Source organism: Flavobacterium sp. (genome assembly GCF_031411595.1).
Classification (GTDB): Bacteria; Bacteroidota; Bacteroidia; order Flavobacteriales; family Flavobacteriaceae; genus Flavobacterium.
This window is the reverse complement of record NZ_JANOBI010000028.1, coordinates 43,394-67,469: the sequence shown is the minus strand read 5'-3', so window position 1 is coordinate 67,469 and position 24,076 is coordinate 43,394. Positions and strand designations below refer to the sequence as shown.

At 37.8% G+C, this 24,076-nt stretch carries 21 protein-coding genes and 1 tRNA gene; 9 read left to right on the top strand and 13 right to left on the bottom strand.

Translation table 11 applies throughout. The annotated features are described in order from the left end of the window. The 8 genes from RMO03_RS06445 to RMO03_RS06410 form a co-directional block, all read right to left on the bottom strand. A partial coding sequence (locus tag RMO03_RS06445; protein WP_409024909.1) for a sodium:solute symporter family transporter occupies nucleotides 1-825 on the bottom strand: 825 nt, incomplete at its 3' end. Between the two features lies 1 nt (nucleotide 826). Next, a complete protein-coding gene (locus tag RMO03_RS06440; RefSeq protein ID WP_309641273.1) occupies nucleotides 827-1,879 on the bottom strand; it encodes a UDP-glucose--hexose-1-phosphate uridylyltransferase in 1,053 nt (350 codons plus the stop codon). A gap of 3 nt (nucleotides 1,880-1,882) precedes the next feature. Then, entirely contained in the window at nucleotides 1,883-3,052 is a 1,170-nt protein-coding gene (gene galK, locus RMO03_RS06435) for a galactokinase (RefSeq protein WP_309641272.1), read from the bottom strand. After that, nucleotides 3,052-3,759, bottom strand: coding sequence for a GDSL-type esterase/lipase family protein (locus tag RMO03_RS06430; protein WP_309641271.1), 708 nt, complete (start codon nucleotides 3,757-3,759; stop codon nucleotides 3,052-3,054). The genes galK and RMO03_RS06430 overlap by 1 nt, the downstream gene beginning before the upstream one ends. A 43-nt stretch (nucleotides 3,760-3,802) precedes the next feature. Then, nucleotides 3,803-6,142, bottom strand: coding sequence for a glycoside hydrolase family 2 TIM barrel-domain containing protein (locus tag RMO03_RS06425; RefSeq protein ID WP_309641270.1), 2,340 nt, complete (start codon nucleotides 6,140-6,142; stop codon nucleotides 3,803-3,805). 7 nt (nucleotides 6,143-6,149) lie between these two features. After that, entirely contained in the window at nucleotides 6,150-7,160 is a 1,011-nt protein-coding gene (locus tag RMO03_RS06420) for a glycosyl hydrolase 53 family protein (RefSeq protein ID WP_309641269.1), read from the bottom strand. A gap of 7 nt (nucleotides 7,161-7,167) precedes the next feature. Further along, nucleotides 7,168-8,262, bottom strand: coding sequence for a glycosyl hydrolase 53 family protein (locus tag RMO03_RS06415; RefSeq protein WP_309641268.1), 1,095 nt, complete (start codon nucleotides 8,260-8,262; stop codon nucleotides 7,168-7,170). Continuing rightward, entirely contained in the window at nucleotides 8,246-9,316 is a 1,071-nt protein-coding gene (locus tag RMO03_RS06410; protein ID WP_309641267.1) for an aldose epimerase family protein, read from the bottom strand. The genes RMO03_RS06415 and RMO03_RS06410 overlap by 17 nt, the downstream gene beginning before the upstream one ends. A 97-nt stretch (nucleotides 9,317-9,413) precedes the next feature. Here RMO03_RS06410 and RMO03_RS06405 point away from each other — a divergent pair, with 97 nt between their 5' ends. Continuing rightward, nucleotides 9,414-10,412, top strand: coding sequence for a GntR family transcriptional regulator (locus tag RMO03_RS06405; RefSeq protein ID WP_309641266.1), 999 nt, complete (start codon nucleotides 9,414-9,416; stop codon nucleotides 10,410-10,412). Nucleotides 10,413-10,474: 62 nt separating this feature from the next. Here the strand turns inward: RMO03_RS06405 and RMO03_RS06400 are convergent, their stop codons facing one another. After that, nucleotides 10,475-10,798 carry a hypothetical protein gene (locus tag RMO03_RS06400; RefSeq protein WP_309641265.1) on the bottom strand — a complete coding sequence of 108 codons (324 nt, stop codon included), beginning with the start codon at nucleotides 10,796-10,798 and terminating at the stop codon, nucleotides 10,475-10,477. A 297-nt stretch (nucleotides 10,799-11,095) separates the two neighbouring features. Here RMO03_RS06400 and RMO03_RS06395 point away from each other — a divergent pair, with 297 nt between their 5' ends. Further along, a complete protein-coding gene (locus RMO03_RS06395) occupies nucleotides 11,096-11,944 on the top strand; it encodes a UDP-2,3-diacylglucosamine diphosphatase (RefSeq protein ID WP_309641264.1) in 849 nt (282 codons plus the stop codon). Nucleotide 11,945: 1 nt separating this feature from the next. Here the strand turns inward: RMO03_RS06395 and RMO03_RS06390 are convergent, their stop codons facing one another. From RMO03_RS06390 to RMO03_RS06380, 3 genes are all read right to left on the bottom strand, one after another. Beyond that, complete coding sequence (locus tag RMO03_RS06390) at nucleotides 11,946-12,935, bottom strand: glycosyltransferase family protein (protein ID WP_309641263.1); 990 nt, start codon at nucleotides 12,933-12,935, stop codon at nucleotides 11,946-11,948. Between the two features lie 41 nt (nucleotides 12,936-12,976). Beyond that, nucleotides 12,977-14,329, bottom strand: a complete 1,353-nt coding sequence (locus RMO03_RS06385) for a GH1 family beta-glucosidase (RefSeq protein ID WP_309641262.1) — start codon at nucleotides 14,327-14,329, stop codon at nucleotides 12,977-12,979. Between the two features lie 366 nt (nucleotides 14,330-14,695). Beyond that, nucleotides 14,696-14,775, bottom strand: a tRNA-Leu gene (locus tag RMO03_RS06380). A gap of 269 nt (nucleotides 14,776-15,044) precedes the next feature. On the opposite strand from RMO03_RS06380, the gene RMO03_RS06375 reads away from it, so the two are divergent. The 4 genes from RMO03_RS06375 (at nucleotide 15,045) to RMO03_RS06360 (ending at nucleotide 18,447) form a co-directional block, all read left to right on the top strand. Beyond that, a complete protein-coding gene (locus RMO03_RS06375; protein ID WP_309641261.1) occupies nucleotides 15,045-15,986 on the top strand; it encodes a ribose-phosphate pyrophosphokinase in 942 nt (313 codons plus the stop codon). A gap of 281 nt (nucleotides 15,987-16,267) precedes the next feature. Next, on the top strand, nucleotides 16,268-16,870 hold the full coding sequence (locus tag RMO03_RS06370) for a 50S ribosomal protein L25/general stress protein Ctc (protein ID WP_309641260.1): 603 nt from the start codon (nucleotides 16,268-16,270) through the stop codon (nucleotides 16,868-16,870). A gap of 364 nt (nucleotides 16,871-17,234) precedes the next feature. Further along, nucleotides 17,235-17,858, top strand: a complete 624-nt coding sequence (pth, locus tag RMO03_RS06365; RefSeq protein WP_309641259.1) for an aminoacyl-tRNA hydrolase — start codon at nucleotides 17,235-17,237, stop codon at nucleotides 17,856-17,858. A 1-nt stretch (nucleotide 17,859) separates the two neighbouring features. Continuing rightward, nucleotides 17,860-18,447, top strand: a complete 588-nt coding sequence (locus RMO03_RS06360) for a hypothetical protein (RefSeq protein WP_309641258.1) — start codon at nucleotides 17,860-17,862, stop codon at nucleotides 18,445-18,447. Nucleotides 18,448-18,519: 72 nt separating this feature from the next. On the opposite strand, the gene RMO03_RS06355 is transcribed toward RMO03_RS06360, so the two are convergent. Next, nucleotides 18,520-21,204, bottom strand: coding sequence for a reprolysin-like metallopeptidase (locus RMO03_RS06355; RefSeq protein ID WP_309641257.1), 2,685 nt, complete (start codon nucleotides 21,202-21,204; stop codon nucleotides 18,520-18,522). A gap of 179 nt (nucleotides 21,205-21,383) precedes the next feature. On the opposite strand from RMO03_RS06355, the gene RMO03_RS06350 reads away from it, so the two are divergent. The 3 genes from RMO03_RS06350 to bioB all read left to right on the top strand — a co-directional run bounded on the left by RMO03_RS06350 (nucleotide 21,384) and on the right by bioB (nucleotide 24,023). Next, nucleotides 21,384-22,313 carry a bifunctional riboflavin kinase/FAD synthetase gene (locus tag RMO03_RS06350; RefSeq protein WP_309641256.1) on the top strand — a complete coding sequence of 310 codons (930 nt, stop codon included), beginning with the start codon at nucleotides 21,384-21,386 and terminating at the stop codon, nucleotides 22,311-22,313. A gap of 103 nt (nucleotides 22,314-22,416) precedes the next feature. Then, on the top strand, nucleotides 22,417-22,854 hold the full coding sequence (locus tag RMO03_RS06345; RefSeq protein WP_309641255.1) for a hypothetical protein: 438 nt from the start codon (nucleotides 22,417-22,419) through the stop codon (nucleotides 22,852-22,854). 83 nt (nucleotides 22,855-22,937) lie between these two features. After that, the gene (gene bioB, locus RMO03_RS06340) at nucleotides 22,938-24,023 is read left to right on the top strand and encodes a biotin synthase BioB (protein ID WP_309641254.1); all 1,086 of its coding nucleotides are present in this window, start codon (nucleotides 22,938-22,940) and stop codon (nucleotides 24,021-24,023) included. The last annotated feature ends 53 nt before the right edge of the window (nucleotides 24,024-24,076 follow it).

The window sequence follows — 24,076 nt, the reverse complement described above, 5'->3', positions numbered from 1 at the left end:
GTTTACAATCCACTGACCTGCAAAGTACATGGCAATACCCGGCAACACAACATACTTCTGAATATCCAGGTTCACCGGCATATCAATAGTAGCCGTAGTTACAGCAGGTTTGGGTAAGATCATATGAAAATGTTCCGGAGCCTGGCCTAATAAAGTTTTAAAGCCGTCAATAACACTTCCGCTTGCAACACCATTGATTCTTTCATCAACAATCTGAAGTGCTAAATAAATAGTTGCCAAACCACCAATGATTAAAACAGCTACCTGTATTACATCAGTATATCCAATCACTTTCATGCCACCAAGGGTAATCATCACGGCAAAAAAGGCTAGAAAAATCATGCATAATGTGATGTTCAATCCCGAAATACTGCTGATTGCTAAAGCACCCAAATATAGAATTGAAGTCAAGTTTACGAGCACATACAACAACAACCAAAACACCGCCATAATCATCGCGACATTGCTGTTGTAGCGTTTGTGTAGGTATTGCGGCATCGTGAAAATTTTGTTTTTCAAATACACCGGCATGAAAAAAACCGCCACGATAATCAATGTTGCCGCCGCCATCCATTCATATGTAGCAATCGCCAAACCCATTTTGAAACCGCTGCCACTCATTCCGATAAACTGCTCGGCACTAATATTACTCGCAATCAATGAGGCACCAATCGCCCACCAGGTAAGCGATCCTTCGGCTAAAAAGTAATCATTGCTCGTCGTTTGGGCTTTCTTTTTTCGATTGTAAATCCAGAAAGCGTAGCCGACAATGATGACGAAATAAAGTAAGAAAACGATATAATCTTGGGTAGCGAGTGATTGCATATTATGTGGTTTTGGTTTTATAATGTGTATTTGGTAGTTCCCGTAAAATTTTGGCGCTTTGCTCCGGTGAAATGTCGCGTTGTGCTTCGCCTAGCATTTCGTAGCCCACCATAAATTTCTTTACGGTAGCGCTTCGCAATAATGGTGGATAAAAGTGCATGTGAAAGTGCCATTCCGGATGTGAAATTCTATCGGTTGGTGCTTGATGAATTCCTGACGAATAGGGGAATGAAGTTTCAAAAAGATTGTCGTATTTGACGGTAATGGCTTTTATAATTTCCGCAAAAGCAGTTCTTTCTTCGTTAGTCATTGCGATGATATTTCCAAAATGTCTTTTGCTGACAATTAATGTTTCGTAAGGCCAAATGGCCCAAAATGGAACTAGCACTGCGAAATGTTGGTTTTCGGTTACGATGCGTTCTTGAAGTTTTAATTCTTGTTCCAAATAATCTTTGAGCAAACTGGTTTTGTGTTTTTTGTAATAGACTTCGAGGCTTTTTTGCGTTTTCTCGACTTGCGTCGGCAAAGACGATTGCGCCCAGATTTGTCCGTGCGGATGCGGATTACTGCAACCCATCACACTGCCTTTGTTTTCGAAAATCTGAACATAGTTGATAAAGTCATGACTGCCCAATTCTATGTATTGTTCCTGCCAAGCTTGCACTACTTTTTCAATCGAAGCCACTTCCATTTCCGGTAATGTAACGTTGTGTTTTGGTGAAAAGCAAATCACTTTATTGATACCTCTTTCGGGTTTCAATTGGAATAATGCATTGGATTTATTTTCGAACAAAACTTCCTCTTTCAATAAAGCTGAGAAATCATTTTCAAATACAAAGCAATCCGTATAATGATCATTCTGAATACCATTTGCTCTGATGTTTCCGGCGCATAAATAGCAATCCTTGTCATGCTCCGGTCGGTTGTCTTCGGGCACCACTTCCTTTTGTCCTTGCCACGGTCTTTTGGCGCGGTGTGGCGACACTAAAATCCATTCGTCTAGCAACGGATTGTAGCGGCGGTGCGGATGCTCGTTGGCGTGAAAGTTTTGCATGATTTAATTTTTATATACAGTTGTGCCTTTTGAAATCTTGACTTTGTAGGCTTTCAATTCGATTCCAAATTGGTTTTGATACTGTTTCGAAATGCGGTTGATGAGTTCCTCTTCAGTGCCTTTTTCAACCAAATTAATCGAACAACCGCCGAATCCTCCACCCATCATTCTGGCTCCTAAAACCGAATTTTCATGTTGAACGGCATCGACTAAAAAGTCCAATTCGTCACAACTTACTTCATATTCTTTAGATAAACCGCGATGTGTTGCTGACATCAATTGCCCTAGCGTTTTAAAATCGGATTGCTCTAAAGCATCAACTGCATCTTGCACGCGTTGGATTTCTTTGACTACAAAATGACAGCGTTTGAAAATGGTTTCACCGAGTTTTTCTTTCAATTCCAAAACCATATTTTCAGTACAATTTCTAAATGTTTTTACTTCAGGAAAATGTTGTTGAATCGTTGCCAAACCTTGTTCTACTTCTTCTCGCCTGGTATTATACCCTGACGTTAAATGCGTGTGTTTGACATTACTGTCTAATAAAAGTAGTGAATATTTTTTGAAATCCGCTTGGTGATATTCGTATTCCAAAGTATTGCAATCGAGTTTGATGACGTGATTTTTCTTTCCGAAAACCGAAGCAAATTGGTCCATGATACCACAATTGACACCGGCGAAAGTATGTTCTGATTTTTGTCCGATGAGCGCAATTTCTATTTTGGTTAATGCCAAATCGAACATGTTATTCATCGCGAAACCAATTCCACATTCGAGCGCTGCTGATGACGAAAGTCCTGCTCCCATTGGAATCGTGCTGCTAAAAACCATATTAAAGCCTTGCATTGCAAAGCCTTTTTCTTTCAATTGTTGTAAAACACCAAGGATATAATTCATCCACATTTTATCAATGGGTTTCAATGTATCGTTCAAATCAAACTTATGTGATTGGTTTAAATCCTGCGCAAAAATGGTACAAGCTGATGTTTCATTTTTCGAAATTGCAAAGCCAATATATTTGTTGATGGCCGCCGGTAATACATAACCATCATTATAATCAACGTGTTCGCCGATGATGTTGATTCTTCCCGGAGAAAGAAAAACAAATTCGGGTTCGTTGTCAAACCATTGAACGAAATGTTCTTTGACGCTTTGCACTAATTTTTTCTTCATTATTCCTTTTTATCAGTTAAATAAGCCTTAATAAAGTCGACCCAAACGGTATAACCTGCTTCGCTCAGATGCACTCCGTCAACGGTATAATCTTTTATCATTAAATCGTTTTTATCTGCAAATGCCGAGTGAAGATCAATCAAAGTATAACCATATTTTTTAGAATTGTTTTTTAAAATGGCATTGGTTGCTTGAATTTTTGTAATCATTTTTTCATTTGAAGTGGGTAAAATCGTTTGAGCATACACTGCTGTTTTTGGCGAGTATTTTTTGATGTTTTTGACTATTTTGACTATGTTATTTCCAACATATTCTGAAGACAGGCTTTCATTGAATAAATCGTTTATCCCGATTTTTAAAAATACAGCAGTTGGTTTGTAATAATATATTTCACCCAATCTATTCAAAACACCTTCGGTAACGTCGCCGGAAATTCCTCTGTTTTTAATTTTTGGATTGTTGAATCGTTTTCCCCAATCACCTCCGAATTCTGTAATGCTATTTCCAATAAAAACAATATCGCCAAACGAAAGAGGATTTGCCTCAAATTCTTTTATTTTCTCGGGATAATGATTTTTTGTCCAATCAGAATGATAAGGGATTACAATATCTGGTGGTGGATATAGGTTGTCTTTGGTGAAATCGGGTTTTGTTTTACAAGATGCAAAAACAACAATAACCAATAGCAGTATATACTCTTTTTTCATATGGTTTTAATGCATTGGTTTAAAACATTTTGTAAATTCTGTTTCATTCTTTGATTTCAATTTCATCAGATTTTAGATTTTCTGAAGCAGCCTTTATGATTAGTGGCTTTTTAAATGAGTCGGTTCTTAAAAGTATAGTAGCAATTCCAGCTTCAGATTTTATAGGGTTTTGACCTATAAGTTTTGCATTTTCTCCTTCTAAACTAAAGGTTACGTCATCTGTGGCATCAGGAATTACAGTGCCATTCTCATCTGTGATTTTAGCATACACAAAAACAACATCGGGATTATTTTTATTGATTGGAATGTTTGACAAATCATACGATAGTTCTATTTTAGTAGCTTTTGTCGGTGACTTCACAATGTTTTCGGTTACTTTTTTTCCATCAATAAAACCTTCGGCACGCAAAGTTCCGGCTTGGTATTTTTCGATTTGAAATACAAACGGAGCGTGTTTCAATCGATTGCTGTTTTGGTTAATCAATGGATTTTGTTTGGCAATTAAAACATCGTTCAGATATAAAGCGACTTCCTCGCAATTGCTGTAAACGCGAACTTCAAGTGGTGAATTTTCCGTCCAGTTGTTGGCGATATTCACCATGGGTCCGGAGAATAATCTGCTGTCTAAAACTACATTTGGATTGCGTTGACTTTGGTAAAAATAATACGCAAATTTTGGAATTCTGAAAATATCGCTGATTCCTGAACTTTCAATATCAGGGCTGTAACCGCGGTTGTAATCGAACATGAGCCAATTCGCTTCACCTAGTGTATTGCTTCCTTTTCGGTTTGAGTTTGAAGCTTCTTGAAAATTAAATGCTTGTTGCAATAATCGCTTTTCACCAAACGCTCGGAGTTGTCGTGACGTTCGTTCGTCTTCTTTGAGATTGGCAAAATCCTTTTGATTGAAACCGGCATTTTGGGCATAATATTCCCAATCGCCATATTCGGCTATGAATATTTTTCGATTGTCTTTGTTGTAATTCGTCCAATAATCCGGCGCTTTCCCGTGTTGTCTTGCGGGAATGTAGATGTCGTAATTGTCGTTGTCAATCCAACTCGCGCTGATTTTATTTGAAAATGGAATTTCTTCATTCAAAATGACATTGGCTTTTTTCATGAAACTTTCAGACATGGCGGTTTCATTCAAAGAATTCTCCCAAAAAATAATGCTCGGATGATTTCGGTCGCGTCTGATCATATCGCGCAGGTTTTGAAATGAATTTTCCTCGAAAGCCGCGTTACCGAAAAACTGCCAACCCGGTAAACTGTTCATGACCAAAATTCCGAGTTCATCACAAGCTCTCAAAAACGCTTCAGCTTGCGGATAATGCGACAAACGCACGAAATCGAAACCTGCATTTTTGATTTTTACAGCGTCGCGGTATTGTGCTTCATCGGAAATCGCGTAACCTAAATAGGGATATTCTTGATGGCGGTTGGTGCCGTTGATGTAGATTTTTTCATCATTCAGAAAATAACCGTTGATTCTGATTTCGGATTTTCGAATACCTATTTTGTCAGAATACGTATCGATGGTTTTATCTTTTGAAATGACTTCAATATCCAATTGGTATAAATTCGGTTCATCAATCGACCATAATTGTGGGTTGCCGATGCTGACGTGTTGTGTGACTTCAAAATCACGGTCATGATAATCACTGATAGAGAATTTTTTCGATTCCAATGCAAACTTACGTCCTGATTTGGAAGTCAATGTATATTTTAAATAGACTCTTTCTGTGCTCGAAGATTCGTTTTTCAAATGCACTTTGATGATACCTTCAGCCCTGTTTTTTGATACCGAATTGAAATTCACAAAAACACCGCCACTTGCTTTATGATTTGCATTGACGGCATCCGTAATATATACTTTATTGGTTGTAATCAGATAAACATTGCGATAAATACCGCCATAATAATTGAAGTCCAAATCCTTGATGGCTTTGCCCGGTGGAATTTCAGGATTGTCAACATTGGTCACTTTAAGCGTTACCAAATTATCCGAATCTTGATTAAGATACGGCGTAACATCTACCGTGAAAGGCAAGTAACCGCCTATGTGATATGTTGCTTTTTTATTGTTGATGAATACCTCAGCTTCCGACATGACGCCTTCAAAATAAAGAAACACTTTGCTGTCTTTTGAAGTCGCTACTTTGAATTTCTTTTGATAATACGAAACACCTTGAAATTGTTTGACCACGACTAAATTCTCAACATTAGCCGTATGAGGAATCGTCACTTTTTCCCAATTAGTCTCGCCTTCTTTGTGGAATTCCCAATCGGCTCCGAAATTTGTTTTCGTTCTTGATTGTGCTTGCCCGTTTTCAAAAGCGAAAAGGGAAATAACCATTAATAATAGGATTGAAAGGTGTTGCATTTTGATATTAATTTTTAAACGCATCTAAAGCAGGTGATGGCTTGCCGTCGGATTGCCATGCGCTTAAGCTGTATTGACTCCAACTTTTTTCGCCTTCTGGTTCCCAGTAAATCACGCCCAAACCTTTTTGATTCGGAACCTCTTTTACGGCCTTGATGGTTGCCTTGAGCATATCGAATGTATTTTGAACCAGATGATCTTCGCCGCCAACTTCAACGACCATGACTTCTTTGTGGTATCGTTTCGACATGTCATTCAGATTAAATTGCAAATCGGCAATCGTTTCGGTGTAATCTTTTTTTATCCAATACGGGTAATACGACAGACCGATGACATCATATTTTACTTTTTGTTCGGTCGCATTGTCGAAGAACGTTCTGAATTTGGCGTTGTTGTTTCCTTCATCAACGTGCACGATGACTTTGATCTTTGGATTTACTGCTTTCGTAGCGTCGTAGCCTTTGTTTAATAATTGTCCGAGTTGTTTCCAGTTTTTTGTACTTCCATCGGGCCACATCATGCCTCCGGGAATTTCATTTCCGATTTGAACCCATTCCGGAGTTACACCCGCATTTTTCAGTGCATTCAAAACATCGAAAGTATGGTTATAAACATCATTTAATAATTCCGGAAAAGCATGTTTTTCCCAAGCAGCGGGTTTGAATTGTTTGGCAGGATCGGCCCACGAATCGCTGTAGTGAAAATCGATCATGATACGCATCCCCATTTTTTGAGCACGAACTGCCATGGAAACAGTCTCATCTTTACTGCAATGACCGCTGGCTTTGTCATTCGATGGGTTTACGAATAGGCGCAATCGGATGGTATTCATACCTCTATCTTTGAGCAATTGCAAACAATCTTTTTGACTGCCGTCGGTATCATAAAATTTGTAACCAGTTGCCTCCATTTGTGGCAACCAACCAACGTCGGCTCCTTTGGCGAAATCAGGTTTTGCATTTTGCCCATGATTCATCAATGGAAAAAGCAATAGCAGAAATAATCCAATATTTTTCATCTTCATTTTAATTAAAAGCATCCATTACCGGCAATGCATTAACGTTAAAATCCCACAAAGCCTGGTTTTCAAATGATGAACCATTGGTAGCTTGTGTTCCTCGGAAAGCCACCCATTCGCCTCCCCAATAGGAAAATCCAATACCATTTGGAGAAGTTAGCAACATCGATTTGATGGCTAATAAAAAGTTTTTTTGACCACCATTTGTCGCCGGATATGCCGGTATTAATTGGTTGCTAAGTCCTACAATATTGTTGGTCCAATCGTTCCAACCTAAAGTAAATGGATAGGCTGTTTCGGCAATCAGTACTTTTTTATTGTGTATTTGGCTTAAGCTATTCATTGTTGTTTGTAGCAAATTCAAATCTTGACCATGCCAAACCGGGTAATACGACAACCCAATATAATCATAATCCATGTTGTGCACTTTTGAGAAAAACCAAGTGGCGCCTGAAATTCCGGCGTAATGCAACATGATTTTTGTTCTAGGCGACTGGGTTCTGATGACTGTGATCGCTGCTTGAACCAACTGTAAATACTGAGCTTCATTCGTAGACAACTTCCCTTGTGGGAATAAGAATCCGTCGTTGGTTTCGTTCCCTACTTGGTAAATATCGGGATGGATTTCACTCAGCACTGTGGCGGTATAGGTTTGAACAGCGGTTTTTAAATCGACAAAACTCAAATTCGTCCATTCCGCTGGTTTGGTTTGATTTCCGGGATCGGCCCAAGTATCGGAATAATGCACGGAAAGCCAAACTTTCATACCCATTTGTCTGGCTCTGATGGCCAAATTTTTTACTTCTGTTAATCCGCTATGGTCATCTGAAGGGTTTTTCCAAAGGCGGATTCTAACGGTATTGCAACCTGCATTTTTTAGGGTAAGCAAGGCGTCTTGAGGTTGGTTGTTGTATTTATAAACCGTTCCTTCACTTTCAATTAAAGGCAGAAAGGACACATCGGCTGCTTTAATCAAACTTTTTACAGCAAGCGGTTTTGTTGGTCTTGCCATTGTTTCAATTGATGCCGCATCATCGCTTTTTGAACACGAAAACAACAGAGCCAAAATTGAAATACTCAATATATTAAATATCTTTTTCATCATGATTCGTTTCAAATTTATAAATGGTATGCTGCATATAGGTTTCTCCTTTTTTTAAAATCGCGTTCGGAAAATGTATATGATTTGGAGCATCGGGAAAGTTTTGCGTTTCAAAACAGATACCGCTCATTGCATGGTAATTGGTCCTTTCTTTGCCTTTTATGGTATTGAAGCAATCGCCTCCAACATATATATGTACGGCCGGTTGATCCGTAAAAACTTCCATTTTTATTTCATTCGTTGGGCTAAATAATGATGCAGCAGGGTTTGCATTCTCCGACAGAACAAACGTATTGTCTATAAAGGTAGGGCATTTTTTGAATGGATTGAAATTGTATTTGTGGTCTTTCAAATTAACAAACCGACCAGTTGGAATATTGTCATACGTCGTATCTAAAATGAGGTTGGCATTGACAAACAAATCCTGATTTTTGATATCAGCATGCTGTCCGTCGAGGTTGAAATAGCTGTGATGTGTTAGATTGATGATGGTGTCTTCATCTGAAACGGCTTTATAATCTAGGATAATTTCGTTGTTATCGGTTAATGTATAGGTTAGTTCAACCTTTAAATTTCCGGGAAAACATTCCTCATTGTTAGGGCTCAAATGGGAAAATGTGATTGATGAACCTTCGTCGATCTCGGTATCTTCGGCCTTCCAAACTACTTGACTAAAACCTTTTTTCCCACCATGCAATGCGTTATTGTTGTTGTTTTGATTGAGTTGAAAAGTTATATCATTCAAATTAAAAGAACCGTTGTTAATTCTTCCGGCAAACCTTCCGACAGTGGCTCCAAAATATGGTGGTGATGGTAAATCGAAGGATTGTATGTATTGTTCTAAAGTGTCGAAACCCAAAACAACATCAATTAGTTTTCCTGTTTTCGAAGGAACTTTAATGGCTGTAATGGTTGCTCCATAGTTGATGATGTGCACTTCCATTCCGTTTTTATTCTTCAATTCATAACTGAACACAGCTTTGCCATTTGGCATTTTACCAAATAACTTCTTAGAAATCATTACTTCAAAATGAGGAATTCGTTTTATTTCCATGGGTTTTTTATCAAATGTAAAATTCAAATGTAAAATATATATTCGCTAAAACATACCAGTACCTACCGGTTTTTATATCTTTGTAAAAAAACAATTCATGAAAATAATTTCGATTCAAAACAATCTTGGCATTCCAAAATACAAACAGATTGTTGTGTCTGTTGAAAAGGCGATTTCAGAAGGAAAGTTGAGTAAAGACGAAAGATTACCGTCGATTAATAAAGTCTGTTTGGAGTTTGCTTTATCTCGAGACACGGTTCTTTTGGCTTATGATGAACTCAAAAAAAGAGGCATTATTTACGCCATTTTAGGGAAAGGTTATTATGTGAAAAGCCTTGAAATCACTATGAAGCATCGGGTTTTTTTATTGTTTGATGAACTCAATATTTTCAAGGAAGATTTATACAATTCGATTTTAAAACACCTTGGTGCTGACATTCAGGTTGACATTTTTTTTCATCATTTTAATGGCGCAATGTTCCAAAAATTGATTCAGGAAAGTAACGGAAATTATACGCGATACATTATCATGCCCACCAATTTAAAAGAAGCTGTGGCCATGATAAAAACCCTACCGGTTAATGAAGTTTTTATCCTCGACCAAACGAATATCGATTTAAAATCATACCCGGCAGTATATCAAAATTTCATCAAAGACATGTATGACGCATTGACAAAAGCCAAAGTCAAGCTCAATAACTATAAAAAATTAATCTTAATCTTTCCTGGTTTTAGAGAACCTTTAGGTATGAAAGAAGGCTTTCTGTGTTTCTGTCAAGATTTCGATTTTGAATATGAAATCATTACAGAATTCAACAATCGTGAAATCAACAATAAAGAAGTGTATATCATTCCTAACGACCGTGATTTGGTAAGTGTCATCGAAAAATCGAAGCTTCAAAATTTAAAACTGGGAACTGATTTTGGCATTATTTCCTACAATGACACACCGCTTAAAAAAGTAGTTGAAAACGGCATCACCACCATATCTACAAAATTTGAAATCATGGGCGAGATTATTGCAAAAATGATTTTAGAAGGAAAGAAAGAGCAAATCGAAAACGAATGTTCGTTAATCTTGCGAAACTCATTGTAAAAAAAAACCTCCCTTGACGAAGGAGGCATTTCTTGAGTTAACCTAACTATGTTAAAATAAAACTATGCGATGTTGGAAGCGTATTGTGACGCTTTTTTCAAAAACGTTTTGATCAACAATCTGTTTGGAGCAATTCCTGATGTCATCATTTGTTTTTTTGAAGTTGATTCTTTTGTGATGTTTTCGTTGGTGTTTTGTTTTGTTCCCATAAACCAAGAAACCATATTCATTGAAGCGTTAGACTCTACTGTTGTAGTTGTTGATGCAACCGTGGCAGGAACTTCAATTGTGTTTTGTGCAAACCCAACACTTGATACCAACATCATTACTAAGACAACCATCATTTTGATGCTGTTTGAAGTAGTAGTGTTTGATGTTGTGTTCATATCGTTTGTGTTACTTTGTTTGTACATGACAAATCTATGGCAACAACACAGCCTAACGAAATTGCTTCGGTAACTAACCCCAAAACTCGTTTAAAATACAAAAAAGTCAAATCTGAAGTATTTCAGCTAAAAGACATGCATTTCATCGATAATATTCTAATACAAATCCACTAAATTGACCCTTTCCCATAAAAAGTTTCGTTTAAATTGTACATCATAATATCAAAATCAATTTTAATGACGATTTAATGACATGTCCTTAACCATAAGTTTAAAATTATTTTAGAAGATTTGTCGATGGGAAAACGCAATGTAGACCTTGTCATTATATCCGATGTGCACTTAGGCACTTATGGCTGTCATGCCAAAGAGCTTCTTCGCTATTTGCAGAGCATCAACCCAAAAGCCATAGTCCTCAACGGCGATATCATCGACATCTGGCAATTCAGTAAATCATACTGGCCGCAATCGCATATGAAAGTGGTTCGAAAAATTATGAAATACGTTGCTGAAAACGTACCGGTTTATTATCTTACGGGTAATCATGATGAAATGCTTCGGAAATTTACGGGTCTTAATGTTGGTAGTTTTAAACTACAGAACAAATTAGTACTTAATTTGGATGGTAAAAAAGCATGGCTTTTCCACGGTGATGTTTTTGATGTGACCATGCAGAATTCTAAATGGCTGGCCAAACTTGGCGCGATTGGTTATGACACATTAATATTAATCAACCGTTTCGTTAATTGGTGTCTCAAACTTCTTGGAAGAGAAAAAATGAGTTTCTCAAAACGCATCAAAGCGCGCTTTAAAGATGCTGTAAAATTTATCAATGATTTTGAAAACACTGCTGCGGATTTAGCTATTGAAAACGGCTATAGTTATGTAATCTGCGGGCATATTCACCAACCTGAAATCAGAAAGATTGATAATGAAAAAGGTTCCGTAATATACCTTAATTCGGGCGATTGGGTAGAAAACCTTACGGCACTTGAGTATCATAATGGGGAATGGGAAATTTTTAGGTATGAAGCCTCAGATTGCATGGAAGAATCCGAAGACAGTACAGATGTTGACCATCAGGATCTCAATGCATTGCTAGACATGAAAGCATTACTTATCGAGGTCGTCCAATCAAAAGAATAAATCAGGCAGAATACTTGGAAATAATACTGTCGATAATGTCCTGTGTGATATCAGGATAGCTAACCGCTACTCGTTGTCCGCTTTGCAGCCATTCAGAAATTACAGCATCCCATTTCGGTTTCAGGCTTTTGATCACCGGCACATTCATAGTTTTTAAAGCCGCGGCATTGAGCTGTTGCTCATACTGATTTTTCATTGGAACGACTAAAAGTTTCTTTCCTAAGAATAATGCCTCAGCGGGTGTTTCAAATCCGGCTCCGCATAAGACTCCCGTTGATGAAGCCATACTGGCCGTAAATAGCAAATTATTTATCGGTTGGATTACAATATTATTCAATACCAATTTCTTTTTGTTATGCTTTGAAAAAACATCCCATTTGATTTTCGGAAACCTTGATAATTTTTCAATCAGTGCCGCATCATCATAAGAAGGAAGGTAGACTGTGTAATGTCCGGTATCGGTAACGGCATGATTCCGAACTTGCTGACGTACTACTGGAGTATAAATGTTTTCTCCATTGTCTTTAAAATGGAAACCGTATTTAAAATCAGCAGGTGCATAATTTTGTAATATCAGTTTCCCTATTTTATCGGTTTCTTCTGCTTGTGGGAAGGCTTTTGAAAGTACCGCTGCTTGATGACTGAGCGCAATGCATGGCTTGTTTTTTAGAACACAGGCCCAAGAGGACACAGGTTCAAAATCACTAATCACTATATCATAGTCGTCTACAGGCAAATCCTGAATGCTTTTATATAATTTCCTTGGATGGCTTCGGGTAACGGTTTTTAGTAAATCAACGCCGCCTTTTTTTCCAAAAATGAAACTGAGTCCTTTAAATTGGTATTTTATTGGAAATGGTAATTCAAGGTCGCCCTGTATCCCACTCACTAAGATATCAACTTCGCCATGCTTTTGAAGACAAGGGATGATGTCAATTGCTCGACTTAAATGCCCATTACCTGTTCCTTGTACTGCGTATAATATTTTCATTCAGATAGATTTATAAAATTTTTCTTGCTGTCAAAAAGTGGTTACTTCAGAAATTCTTTGAACCATAAACCGGATTGTTTAATGATTCTTTGTTGTGTATTAAAATCAACATAAACCAATCCAAATCTGGGATGGAAACCCTCCGCCCATTCAAAATTATCCGTCAGTGTCCATACAAAATAACCATCTACATTAAAACCTTCTTGCTTGGCTTTCAAAACCTCACCTATATGATTTTGAAGATACGTGGTTCTATCAATGTCATTTACTTTCCCATTTTCAATGACATCAGGAAAAGCTGAACCGTTTTCTGTTATGAGAAGCTTTTTAATTCCTTTGTAGGCATTAAACTTCTTAATCATTTGATAAATGGAAGGCGGGTATACTTCCCAGTTCATCGCTGTGAAAGGCACCTTTCTCTTCGACGCTTTGACAATTCTTGCACCGATGTAAGGAACAAATATTGACGATTTTACGATTTCGCGCGTATAACATTGGATGCCAATAAAATCAAAATCAAAAGCCATGTTTTTCTCATCTTGAGGACGCATGTGTTTTTCAATTTTTTTAAGAACCGGCAAATCCGAATGAGGGTACCCAAGACCTAAAATTGGCTCGATAAAAGTCCTGTTCAAAAGCGTATCTACACGCTTTGCTGCCAAAACATTGTTTTGATACTGGTTTATAGGTTCTATATGGGTACACGAAAAAGTGGTTCCGATGTTGGCTTCATGAACTTGCGCACGCAATGCTTGAGCTCCCGCAACTGTTGCTAAAGTCGAATGATGAATGGCCTTGAGGTAATTGGTAAGTCCTTTTTTCCCAGGAGCATGCATGCCTAAAAAATATCCTGCGCCGGTAAATACTGATGGTTCGTTCATCACCATCCAGTTGATTACCCTGTCACCAAAATTTATGGCACATATTTCGGAATAATCTGAAAACCAGGAAACGATGTCGCGATTGGTCCAACCGCCTCTAAGTTCCAATGCATGAGGTAAATCCCAGTGATATATAGTAATCCAAGGCGTAATGCCGCATTCGAGCAAAAAATCGATCACCCTGTTATAATAATCAACTCCTTTGTAATTGATACTTCCTGAACCCTCAGGCAATAATCTTGTCCAACTCAGAGAGAAACGAAAGTTTGAAATATTGAGTTCCCGGACTAAAGCGATATCATCTTTAAAGCGGTTATAAAAATCGCAAGCATCAGCGGGTTGATGCCCTTTTTTAATCTTTCCTCTACGGGCGGCAAAGACATCCCAAATCGATAAGCCTTTCCCATCAACATTATCAGAACCTTCAATCTGAAATGCAGCTGTAGATACACCCCATTTAAAATCGGCTCCAAATTGTTGCTTTGAAAAATCAACATGCATTTCTTTGTCCATATTGGCTTAGTGGCAACTAATGAAGAAAGGTAGACTGCATGGCTCGAAGAAAAAGCCATTCCTTAATGAAGGCCAATACATTTTTCAATGAATACCAATAAGAAAATTTGAAGTAGCTCATTACTTTTTTTTCAAAGTAAAAGAATCAGTGTGAACTAACTGCTAGGTAATGGTTAAGAAATAGTAGGTTTCCCGATGCTACAATATTAGTTTTGACAAAATGTTTTCATCACTAACAAAAAATAAAAAACCTCTGATTTCTCAGAGGTTTTTATGTACCCGGAACCGGAAAACTAAAATTAGTTTGACTCCTACTCTATTTTTTCTAAAATAAAAAAGCTCCTCAATAAAGAAGAGCTTTTTAAGTACCCGGAACCGGAGTCGAACCGGTACGGTTTCCCACAGGTGTTTGAGACCAGCGCGTCTACCAATTCCGCCATCCGGGCGCAGCAGACGAAAAATCATTTGCATGATTTAACGCAATAGAAAAGCAATGCCTTTCCTTTAACACGGTGCAAATGTAAAAAATAATATTAGACATTCTAAAAAAATACTCTAAATTTTCCTTTCCTACTTGGATTTAATTCCTAAATTTGCACCGCTGTTCAGGCAGCACACAACTAACTAACTACACCCGAGGCGTTTATTACAGGAAGCTTTATATCAATGATAAGGCTGAATTGTATGGAGAGCAACGGAATAAAACAACAAAACAATGTCACACCAAGAACCGGAAGCAAAGATATTTGCGTGTTCGCAAAGTGTATATTTGGCAGAAAAGATTGCCTCGCATTATGGCGTTGAGCTGGGTAAAGTGACGTTCTCTAAATATAGTGATGGCGAGTTTCAGCCTTCTTACGAAGAGTCGATTCGAGGATTACGAGTGTTCATCGTTTGTTCCACTTTTCCAAGTGCCGACAATTTGATGGAATTGTTACTGATGATTGACGCCGCAAAACGCGCATCAGCCAGACACGTAACCGCTGTAATTCCATATTTCGGATGGGCACGTCAAGACAGGAAAGACAAACCAAGAGTTCCGATTGGAGCCAAATTGGTAGCGAATCTGTTAGATGCTGCAGGAGCAACGAGAATTATGACGATGGATTTACACGCCGATCAGATACAAGGATTCTTTGAAAAACCCGTAGACCACCTTTTCGCATCGACCATATTTTTGCCGTACGTGAAAAGCCTGAACTTAGAAAATCTGACGATTGCATCGCCGGATATGGGGGGATCGAAAAGAGCCTATGCGTATTCTAAGTTTTTAGAATCGGATGTTGTAATCTGTTACAAACAAAGAAGAGCCGCCAATGTCATCGACACAATGGAACTCATCGGAGAAGTCAGAGGCAGAAACGTAGTCTTGGTAGACGACATGATCGACACCGGAGGCACATTAGCCAAAGCTGCCGATTTGATGATTGAAAAAGGAGCCCTAAGTGTAAGAGCGATATGTACACACGCCATTTTATCAGGCGAGGCCTACGAGAAAATAGAAAATTCTAAATTGTTAGAATTGATTGTTACCGATTCCATTCCATTAAAGAAGGAATCCAAAAAAATAAGAGTGGTTAGTTGTGCGCCACTTTTTGCCGATGTGATGAACATGGTACAGCACAACAATTCCATCAGCGGTAAATTCCTGATGTAGAGAAGAAAGACGCAAGACCGCTTCGCTGCTAGATGAAAGACTCGAGCACGTAAAATAGGATAAACCGCGTTAGGGATTGAGCAATTGTCTGAGCTCTTTTTTTTGTGAAGTTTACGTAGCAAAAAAAAAGCGAGTGCGAAAGCCCGACCCGCAGGGAAACGCCCAAGAAAGATGAAAGAGATAAGAAGCAAGAAAAGTCGAACGTAAGAAACCGGGTAAAACCGACAACTCACAACCGACAACCGACAACAAATTTTTATTATTAACTATATATTTTTACAATGAAATCGATTACGATTAAAGGATCAGAAAGAGAAAGCGTGGGCAAAGTTGCGACTAAAGCCTTACGTAATGCTGGATTGGTTCCTTGCGTTTTATACGGAGGAAAGCAAGCAGTACATTTCTCAGCAGAAGAAATTGCATTTAAAAACTTGGTTTACACTCCAAACGCACACACCGTTGCGATCGAATTGGGTAGTAAAAAGTACAATGCAATTCTACAAGACATTCAAGTGCACCCTGTTTCAGACAGAATTTTGCACATTGACTTCTTCGAATTATTTGACGACAAAGAAATCACTATGGAAGTTCCGGTGAGAGTATTAGGAGTGTCGCCAGGAGTTTTATTAGGAGGTGTTTTACGTTTGAACCAACGTAGACTTAAAGTGAAAGCTTTGCCTAAAAACCTACCTGATTTTATCGATGCGGACATTTCTCCACTAGAAATGGGTAACAAATTGTATGTGACGAAATTGGTTTCTGACAAATACAAATTGTTGCACCCTGACAACACGGTGGTAGCTCAAGTGAGAATTTCTCGTGCGGCTATGAAGGCAGCTCAAGAAGCAGCGAAAGCAGCAAAAGCGCCTACCAAAAAGAAATAAGATTCTGTCTTTTTCATACCCAAGCATCAGTCGAAAGGCTGGTGCTTTTTTTATACGTCATTGCGAGCGCAGCGGAGCAATCTGTCCAACTTACCATGATTTTATTCAGGAGCCGGGAACCTGCTATCCGTTCCTATCTTTTGCGCCGAACAACGGCACAAAAGGATAACCTCATCTATCAGGGCTAGGGCTTTTGTATAAAAGTTCAAATCCATTTTCAGTTGTGCATCTAAAAAATACCTGAAGCCCACTGGGCTTCCTCCTCTTAATATCAAATTATCAGGGCTAGGGAATTCCTGCAAACAACAGCATTCATTTTCAAATTTTCAAATCTTCACATTTTCAAATTAACTACATTTACAACATGAAATGGTTGACCAATTTATTTACATCCAAAAAAACAACCGACATTACAGATCCTATGAAGAAGTTTTTAATCGTTGGCTTAGGCAATATCGGCGCAGAATATGTCAATACCCGCCACAATATCGGATTCAAAATCCTCGACTTCTTAGCACGAAAAGAATCGATAGACTTTGAAACTGTGAAATTGGGTTCGTTAGCAGAATACAAATTAAAAGGAAGAACTTTCTTATTACTCAAACCCAACACTTACATGAACCTGAGTGGAAAAGCCGTACAATACTGGATGGAAAAAGAAAAAATTCCACTCGAGAATATCATGGTGATTACCGATGATTTGAACTTGGCTTTCGGAACCATCCGCATTCGTCTCAAAGGCAGCGACGGTGGTCACAACGGATTGAAAAACATCAACTTGGTTCTCAATACACAAAACTATACGCGTTTTCGTTTTGGCATCAGCGACGAATTCAAAAAAGGGCAACAAGTCAATTATGTCTTAGGCGATTGGGGAGATGATGAAAAAGCCAAACTTCCCGAGCGTTTAGAACTCGCTTCAGAAATCATAAAATCATTCGGAACTGCCGGAATAGAAAATACTATGTCAACTTTTAATGGAAAATAAAATGAAATCGAAGATTATTACATCAGTTCGCCTTTCAGGCTCGGGTCACGAATACCAAAAAAAATATTTACGCATGAGTAAAAAAATAGCTTTATTATTCGTCCTTTTTTGCGTATTATCTTGTAAATGCAAAAAAGCAGCAGCGCAAACAACAGCTGCAATAACTAGCGAATGTCCAAAAGACGGAACTTGCACGATACAATTATCAAGAAACAAAAGCATGGTCGTAAAGAAAGACGAATTCGGAAGTGTGTTTTATACTTTAGAAGAAAGTACTTCAAAAAGCGTAGTGCAATACACTTATAAAAGAACCGTAAAAGGCGACATTCAAGATGCCAATTACCGAGAAGAAGTTGTTTTTGAAATTGATAACAATGCGGAAAATTTACATTTTTCAGACGCTGCATTAGAAAATACTCAATTCCTTTTCGGCAGATTTTGTTTTTGCCGTGGACAAACAGGTTATTATAAAATAAATCAAGGAAAACTTACTGTGTCAAAAAAGGTCAATGAAAAAGAGGTTGATTTAAATTTCAAAACCGATGAAGTTCCTCAAATCATTCATCATGTTGGATTTTCTATAAAGTAACTAGAATTTAAACCGCATAAAAAAAGAGTCATTATTGCTAATGACTCTTTTTTTTATTGATAAAGGTTTTTCTTATTGTATTACAATACGTTTTACCATTTTTCTAGTTCCATCAGTTATAGAAACCATATAAACACCGGCTTGCGCATTTTCTAAGTGCAACTCTTGATTGAATAATCCGTTACTGTTGTAGCTTTTATCAAATATTTTTCTGCCGCTGATATCATGAACCATGATTCCGATTTTACCAGCAGCATTAAACTGAACTGTAAAGTTACTGTCGTTCGGATTTGGATATAAAGCAAAGTTTTCAAACTCAAAAGCATTATTAGCTAATAAAACCAATGTCTGAGAACAAACTTCTAATGCAATAGAATTGATAGAACCTGCATTTCCGGCAACTACATCTTTAAATCCAAATTGCCAGTTTCCTTGCTGACTGAATCCGTTTAAGTTATTCAAATCGTAAGATGGTGCAATGTACGTTCCTGATGTTGGACTCGCACAAGTAAGCGCGCTTCCCTGAGCATCGAAAGTAACATTCATATTGGCATTCCCTGTACATTGTTGATTGAAATAAGTAGCCAAAGTTCCGCCCGGTCTGATCACAGCCATCACCAAGTTTTGAAGGTTTGGATGTGTCGCATTAATGGTAATATTTACATCACTAATCGTCCCTGCTGTTGGCACATTGATTTGTTTTACAGTATAACTAGTCGAACCATCTGTTAAATTGAACGCAGCTCCAGAATAATTATACGTAGTACAAGTATTAACTATCGCATACCCTAAATTGAATGCTTTAGAGTTAACTGCATAGAAAACATTACCAACAGATTCGATTAAAATTCTACAATTTTGAGAAACAGCATTCGGTGCTGTAATCACTTCGCTTCCGTCATTCGGCGTATTTTCTGCTAACAAATAAGGGAAAGTTGCTCCACCATCCGTTGACATTTTAATGTTTACTAAAGTCGTGTTAATTCCGTTGGCATCAGTTCCTGCAACATCCCAAGTAACTGTTTGTGATGAGTTTTGAGCCCAAGCCGTTGGCGTGCTTTGTGAAGTTACTTTAAACGGTCCAACATTAGCATAGGTTAAAATCATAGTAGCTCTTTGTGTTTGGCCTCCTAATGGGCTTCTGTTATCTCTTACTAACAAAGAAAAAGTCATCGCACGAGCAACATTAGGAACAACTTCCCACGTAGTTGCTAAATTATTGGCCAATACGTTAGAGAACGCCGGGAAATATCTTTTTGGAGATGCAGATGGATTGAATGATCTAAAATTAGGTCCAGTAGTAGAGGTCACCGTCGCGTTTGATGTAACTGTTCCGGCATTATACTGCTCCCAACAATATGTTAGCGCATCGTTATCAGCATCAGTAGCAGAACCTGTTAGTACAAATGGAGTTCCATATGGAATTGTATAATTAGAACCGGCATTAACAACTGGCGCAGCATTTCCATTAGGCTGAATAACACCACAATTTCCTGCTCCATTTACAAACGCTATCATTTGTATGATACTTCTTGCGTGGTAATATGCATCCGAATGAGGCTGAACATCTTGCGGAGAACAAATACCCGCATAAGCCATAATAGTGGTGCCACTACCTGGTTCAAATGCTGAAGCTGTTACTCTATTTCCTCCACCGCAATTTCCTCCATCACCATTAAATGTATGAGAACATCCAAATTGATGTCCCATTTCGTGCGCTACAAAGTCAATATCATATTGGTCTCCAACAGGAGAATCAAGTCCTGTTACGCCTCTTGCTTTCGATCCTGGAGCACATGGTGATTGCGGACTTGCAACACCTCCACCACCAGTACTGGCAACGTGGCCTATATCATAATTTGCATCACCAATTGTGTTGTCAATCGCCGTTTGATTTTGATCTAAAAGTATGTTGGCAGTATTGCTATTATCATACGTATCTGAAGTGATATTGATGATGGCATCATTATTAGCAATCAACGTCAAAGTGATAGCCATATCCTTTTCAAAACAACCATTGACTCTTGTCATTGTTACGACCATAGCTGCCAAAACCGCAGCTTTTTTCTGCGCTAAAGTTCCACCACCTACACCTGCAGCAGCCACATGAAATGCAGCATACTCAATAGTACAAGCCAAAGCCAAACGATACGTTTTAAACAAGCTATTGTTAGCGCGCAACAAAGGCAAATCACTTACTGGTATGTCTTCTGATAAATCAATACCTTGGTCAATTACGTTACATTGATGCATTTTAGTAGTCGTTAAAGAAGACTTACTAAATACCATATAATTCTTCAAATCCTTTGAATATGGATCGATGTAAGACGTCCCATTAACGCCCGAAAATGTCATCGTATGCAAACCAAAAATAGTGGTGCTAAAACGAATCATAGCGGTTTTATCTTCAACACCCAAACCAACATAAGATTGAATTTCGGTATGTCTTGCCGCCAATTCTGGATGCATTACAGAAGCTTCATATATTCTGAAATTTTGCATTTCACCTTGTGGATTTGGAAAAGCAACAATAACACTAGATTCTTGTCCAATATTATTTCTAGAAGGTGCTGTGGCTAATTTTGCTTTTAAAACTTCTAGGTTAAGCGAATACAATAGAAATTCTGAAGGGTGAGAATCTCGCGCCAAAATAGGAGAATTTACCTCGTTATTGGTGATTTTTTTCCAGATAGCATTCTGTGAAAAAGAATTACTAACTGCAAAAAGAACCAATATTAAAAATAGAGCTTTTTTCATAGTTTGTGATGATAAATTGATTAATAGGCTTCAAATATACAATTTTTAATAAAAATATTGTCTTCGTAAAAGCGTTTTATTGTTAATTATTTTTGAGCTTTAAAAATTTATAATCTTCCTAAAATCAAATTATAAAATGTCAATCGGATAACTTAAATTTGCGCATTAAATGCAATCCTTTGAAGATTTTTCATTCTATTAATTCCTTTCAAACCAACAAAAAAACCATTGTTACCCTTGGTACTTTTGACGGCGTTCATATTGGTCATCAAAAAATCATTGAAAAATTAATACACAATGCCAAAACCAGCAATTGCGAAAGTTTAATTCTTACTTTTTTTCCGCATCCGAGAATGGTGTTGCAAGAACAATCGGAGATTCAACTGCTCAATACCATTGAAGAACGAACCGCATTATTGCAAAAAACCGGACTCGACAATCTTATTATTCACCCGTTTGACAAAACATTTTCAAGATTAACCGCTGAGGAATTTGTTAAAGATGTACTCGTCGATCAGTTGAATATTCAAAAAATTGTGATAGGCCATGACCATCGTTTCGGAAGAAATCGCACCGCCAACATTGATGATTTAATCGAGTTTGGAGAAAAATATGGTTTTGAAGTTGAACAAATTTCAGCGCAAGAAATCGAAGCCGTTTCTGTAAGTTCAACCAAAATTCGAAGCGCATTAGATGCTGGAAATATCAACTTAGCGAATCAATATTTAGGCTATGATTATTTCCTAACCGGCGTCATTCGAAAAGGAAAACAGCTTGGCAGAACCATTGGTTTCCCGACGGCCAATCTTAAAATCGAAGAAAACTACAAACTCGTTCCGCAAAAAGGCGTTTATATTGTGCTGAGTATTCTCGATGGGAAAACCGTTTATGGCATGATGAATATCGGCATTAATCCTACTGTTGGCGGAGAATCTGTTTCTATAGAAATTTACTTTTTAGATTTCAATGGCGATTTATACGACCAAAAAATTCAGGTTAGTTTGTTGCAACTTATTCGTTCGGAAGAAAAATTCGCTTCCATCGATTTGTTGAAGGCACAACTAGAAAAAGATAAAAACACAGTTATAACTTTTCTAAAAAATTTGTAATGTTTACTGATTATTTATAGACTTAAAGTTGTTTTTTGTAAATTTGATATTCTACTAGACATCTGATTATCAATTTAATGTTTAAACTTTAAAAATAAAAATCATGAAAATTCCAAAAGAACTCACCAACGGATTTGTAATATTTCTAGGTATCGGAGCCTATTTTTTAATCATGAATTTTTTGGGGTTTTCCGATGTCACTTACTTAAGACTATTTAATATTCTCTTTATTGTTTATGGTGTCAATAGAACTATTATGTCGAATATTAATGAAGGAAAAAAAGATTTTCTGCCTGGTGCTATTTCTGCTTTTTTGACTGCTTTTATAGGTGTTGTTTTGAGTATTGGCGCATTATGGATTTACAGCCACATGCTTGGCGGTGATGCTTTTGTGCATACTTTAGCAAAAACTTTCTTAGTGGGCAAGAATCCTCCATTGAGTACTTATTGTGTGTATCTGCTTTTTGAAGGCATTGGCTCATGCATTATTGTGACCTTGATTCTAATGTTTTACCACAACAATAAATACGCAATCGACTAAAATTTCGGTCCTTATTTTAAACAACCCTGCATTGTTATTTTAGAACTATTTGACTACTTTTGATGCATTATAAAAATTGATGTATGAGTAGCATGAAACACAATTGGACCAAAGAAGAAATTATAGCCATATACAACAAACCGATGATGGATTTGCTTTTTGAAGCGGCCACCATTCACAGAGAAAAACACGATCCAAACGTGGTTCAGGTTTCTACATTACTTTCTATAAAAACCGGCGGATGTCCAGAAGATTGTGGCTATTGCCCACAAGCAGCACGATATCACACTGATATTGAAGGCAATGATTTGATGTCGGTACAACAAGTAAAGGCACAGGCTTTAAGAGCAAAATCCAGCGGTTCATCTCGTGTATGCATGGGTGCTGCGTGGCGAAACGTAAAAGATGGGCCCGAATTCGACCAAGTTTTAGAAATGGTCAGAACCATCAACAAACTCGACATGGAAGTGTGTTGCACTTTAGGAATGATTACTGAAAATCAAGCCCAACGTTTAGCAGAAGCAGGTTTGTATGCTTACAATCACAACTTAGATACTTCGGAAGAATACTATAAAGAAGTCATTTCAACGCGCGGCTTTGAAGACCGTTTGCAAACCATAGAAAATGTTCGGAAAACCAACGTAACCGTTTGTAGCGGTGGCATTATTGGCATGGGCGAATCTATTGAAGATCGTGCAGGCATGTTAGTGGCGCTTTCTACGTTAAATCCACAACCGGAATCTGTTCCAATCAATGCTTTAGTGGCTGTGGAAGGCACGCCATTGGAAGAAGAAAAACCCGTAGAAATTTGGGAAATGATTCGAATGGTAGCGACGACAAGAATCATCATGCCGGAAACGCAAGTGCGGCTTTCAGCAGGAAGAATGAACATGAGTCGTGAAGGGCAAGCGTTGTGTTTCTTTGCAGGAGCAAATTCGATTTTTGCAGGCGATAAATTATTAACGACTCCAAATCCGGATGTGAATGAAGACATGAAAATGTTTGAGATGTTGGGATTGAAACCTCAAAAACCATTTGTCAAAATCATGCAACCAACAACCGTTGAAGCTGCTGATTCACAGTTTGCACCTTTAGGAGAAAAACCAAAATGGTCTAGACCAGGACATGTTATTGAAAGAAATTTAGAAGCGTCCGTTAAAGGAAAATAAACGGTTTATATCATCAATAAAAAATCCCGTTTAAAATTAAACGGGATTTTTTA

Excerpts from the sequence above, each read along its gene's own strand:
- RMO03_RS06415 (WP_309641268.1), bottom strand. The coding sequence starts at position 8,262 with ATGAAAAAGATATTTAATATATTGAGTATTTCAATTTTGGCTCTGTTG.
- RMO03_RS06345 (WP_309641255.1), top strand. The coding sequence starts at position 22,417 with ATGAAAATTCCAAAAGAACTCACCAACGGATTTGTAATATTTCTAGGT.
- RMO03_RS06385 (WP_309641262.1), bottom strand. The coding sequence starts at position 14,329 with ATGGACAAAGAAATGCATGTTGATTTTTCAAAGCAACAATTTGGAGCC.
- pth (WP_309641259.1), top strand. The coding sequence starts at position 17,235 with ATGAAATGGTTGACCAATTTATTTACATCCAAAAAAACAACCGACATT.
- RMO03_RS06405 (WP_309641266.1), top strand. The coding sequence starts at position 9,414 with ATGAAAATAATTTCGATTCAAAACAATCTTGGCATTCCAAAATACAAA.
- RMO03_RS06395 (WP_309641264.1), top strand. The coding sequence starts at position 11,096 with ATGGGAAAACGCAATGTAGACCTTGTCATTATATCCGATGTGCACTTA.
- RMO03_RS06420 (WP_309641269.1), bottom strand. The coding sequence starts at position 7,160 with ATGAAAAATATTGGATTATTTCTGCTATTGCTTTTTCCATTGATGAAT.
- RMO03_RS06375 (WP_309641261.1), top strand. The coding sequence starts at position 15,045 with ATGTCACACCAAGAACCGGAAGCAAAGATATTTGCGTGTTCGCAAAGT.
- RMO03_RS06400 (WP_309641265.1), bottom strand. The coding sequence starts at position 10,798 with ATGAACACAACATCAAACACTACTACTTCAAACAGCATCAAAATGATG.
- RMO03_RS06360 (WP_309641258.1), top strand. The coding sequence starts at position 17,860 with ATGAAATCGAAGATTATTACATCAGTTCGCCTTTCAGGCTCGGGTCAC.
- RMO03_RS06390 (WP_309641263.1), bottom strand. The coding sequence starts at position 12,935 with ATGAAAATATTATACGCAGTACAAGGAACAGGTAATGGGCATTTAAGT.
- RMO03_RS06370 (WP_309641260.1), top strand. The coding sequence starts at position 16,268 with ATGAAATCGATTACGATTAAAGGATCAGAAAGAGAAAGCGTGGGCAAA.
- RMO03_RS06410 (WP_309641267.1), bottom strand. The coding sequence starts at position 9,316 with ATGGAAATAAAACGAATTCCTCATTTTGAAGTAATGATTTCTAAGAAG.
- bioB (WP_309641254.1), top strand. The coding sequence starts at position 22,938 with ATGAGTAGCATGAAACACAATTGGACCAAAGAAGAAATTATAGCCATA.
- RMO03_RS06430 (WP_309641271.1), bottom strand. The coding sequence starts at position 3,759 with ATGAAAAAAGAGTATATACTGCTATTGGTTATTGTTGTTTTTGCATCT.
- RMO03_RS06440 (WP_309641273.1), bottom strand. The coding sequence starts at position 1,879 with ATGCAAAACTTTCACGCCAACGAGCATCCGCACCGCCGCTACAATCCG.
- RMO03_RS06425 (WP_309641270.1), bottom strand. The coding sequence starts at position 6,142 with ATGCAACACCTTTCAATCCTATTATTAATGGTTATTTCCCTTTTCGCT.
- galK (WP_309641272.1), bottom strand. The coding sequence starts at position 3,052 with ATGAAGAAAAAATTAGTGCAAAGCGTCAAAGAACATTTCGTTCAATGG.
- RMO03_RS06355 (WP_309641257.1), bottom strand. The coding sequence starts at position 21,204 with ATGAAAAAAGCTCTATTTTTAATATTGGTTCTTTTTGCAGTTAGTAAT.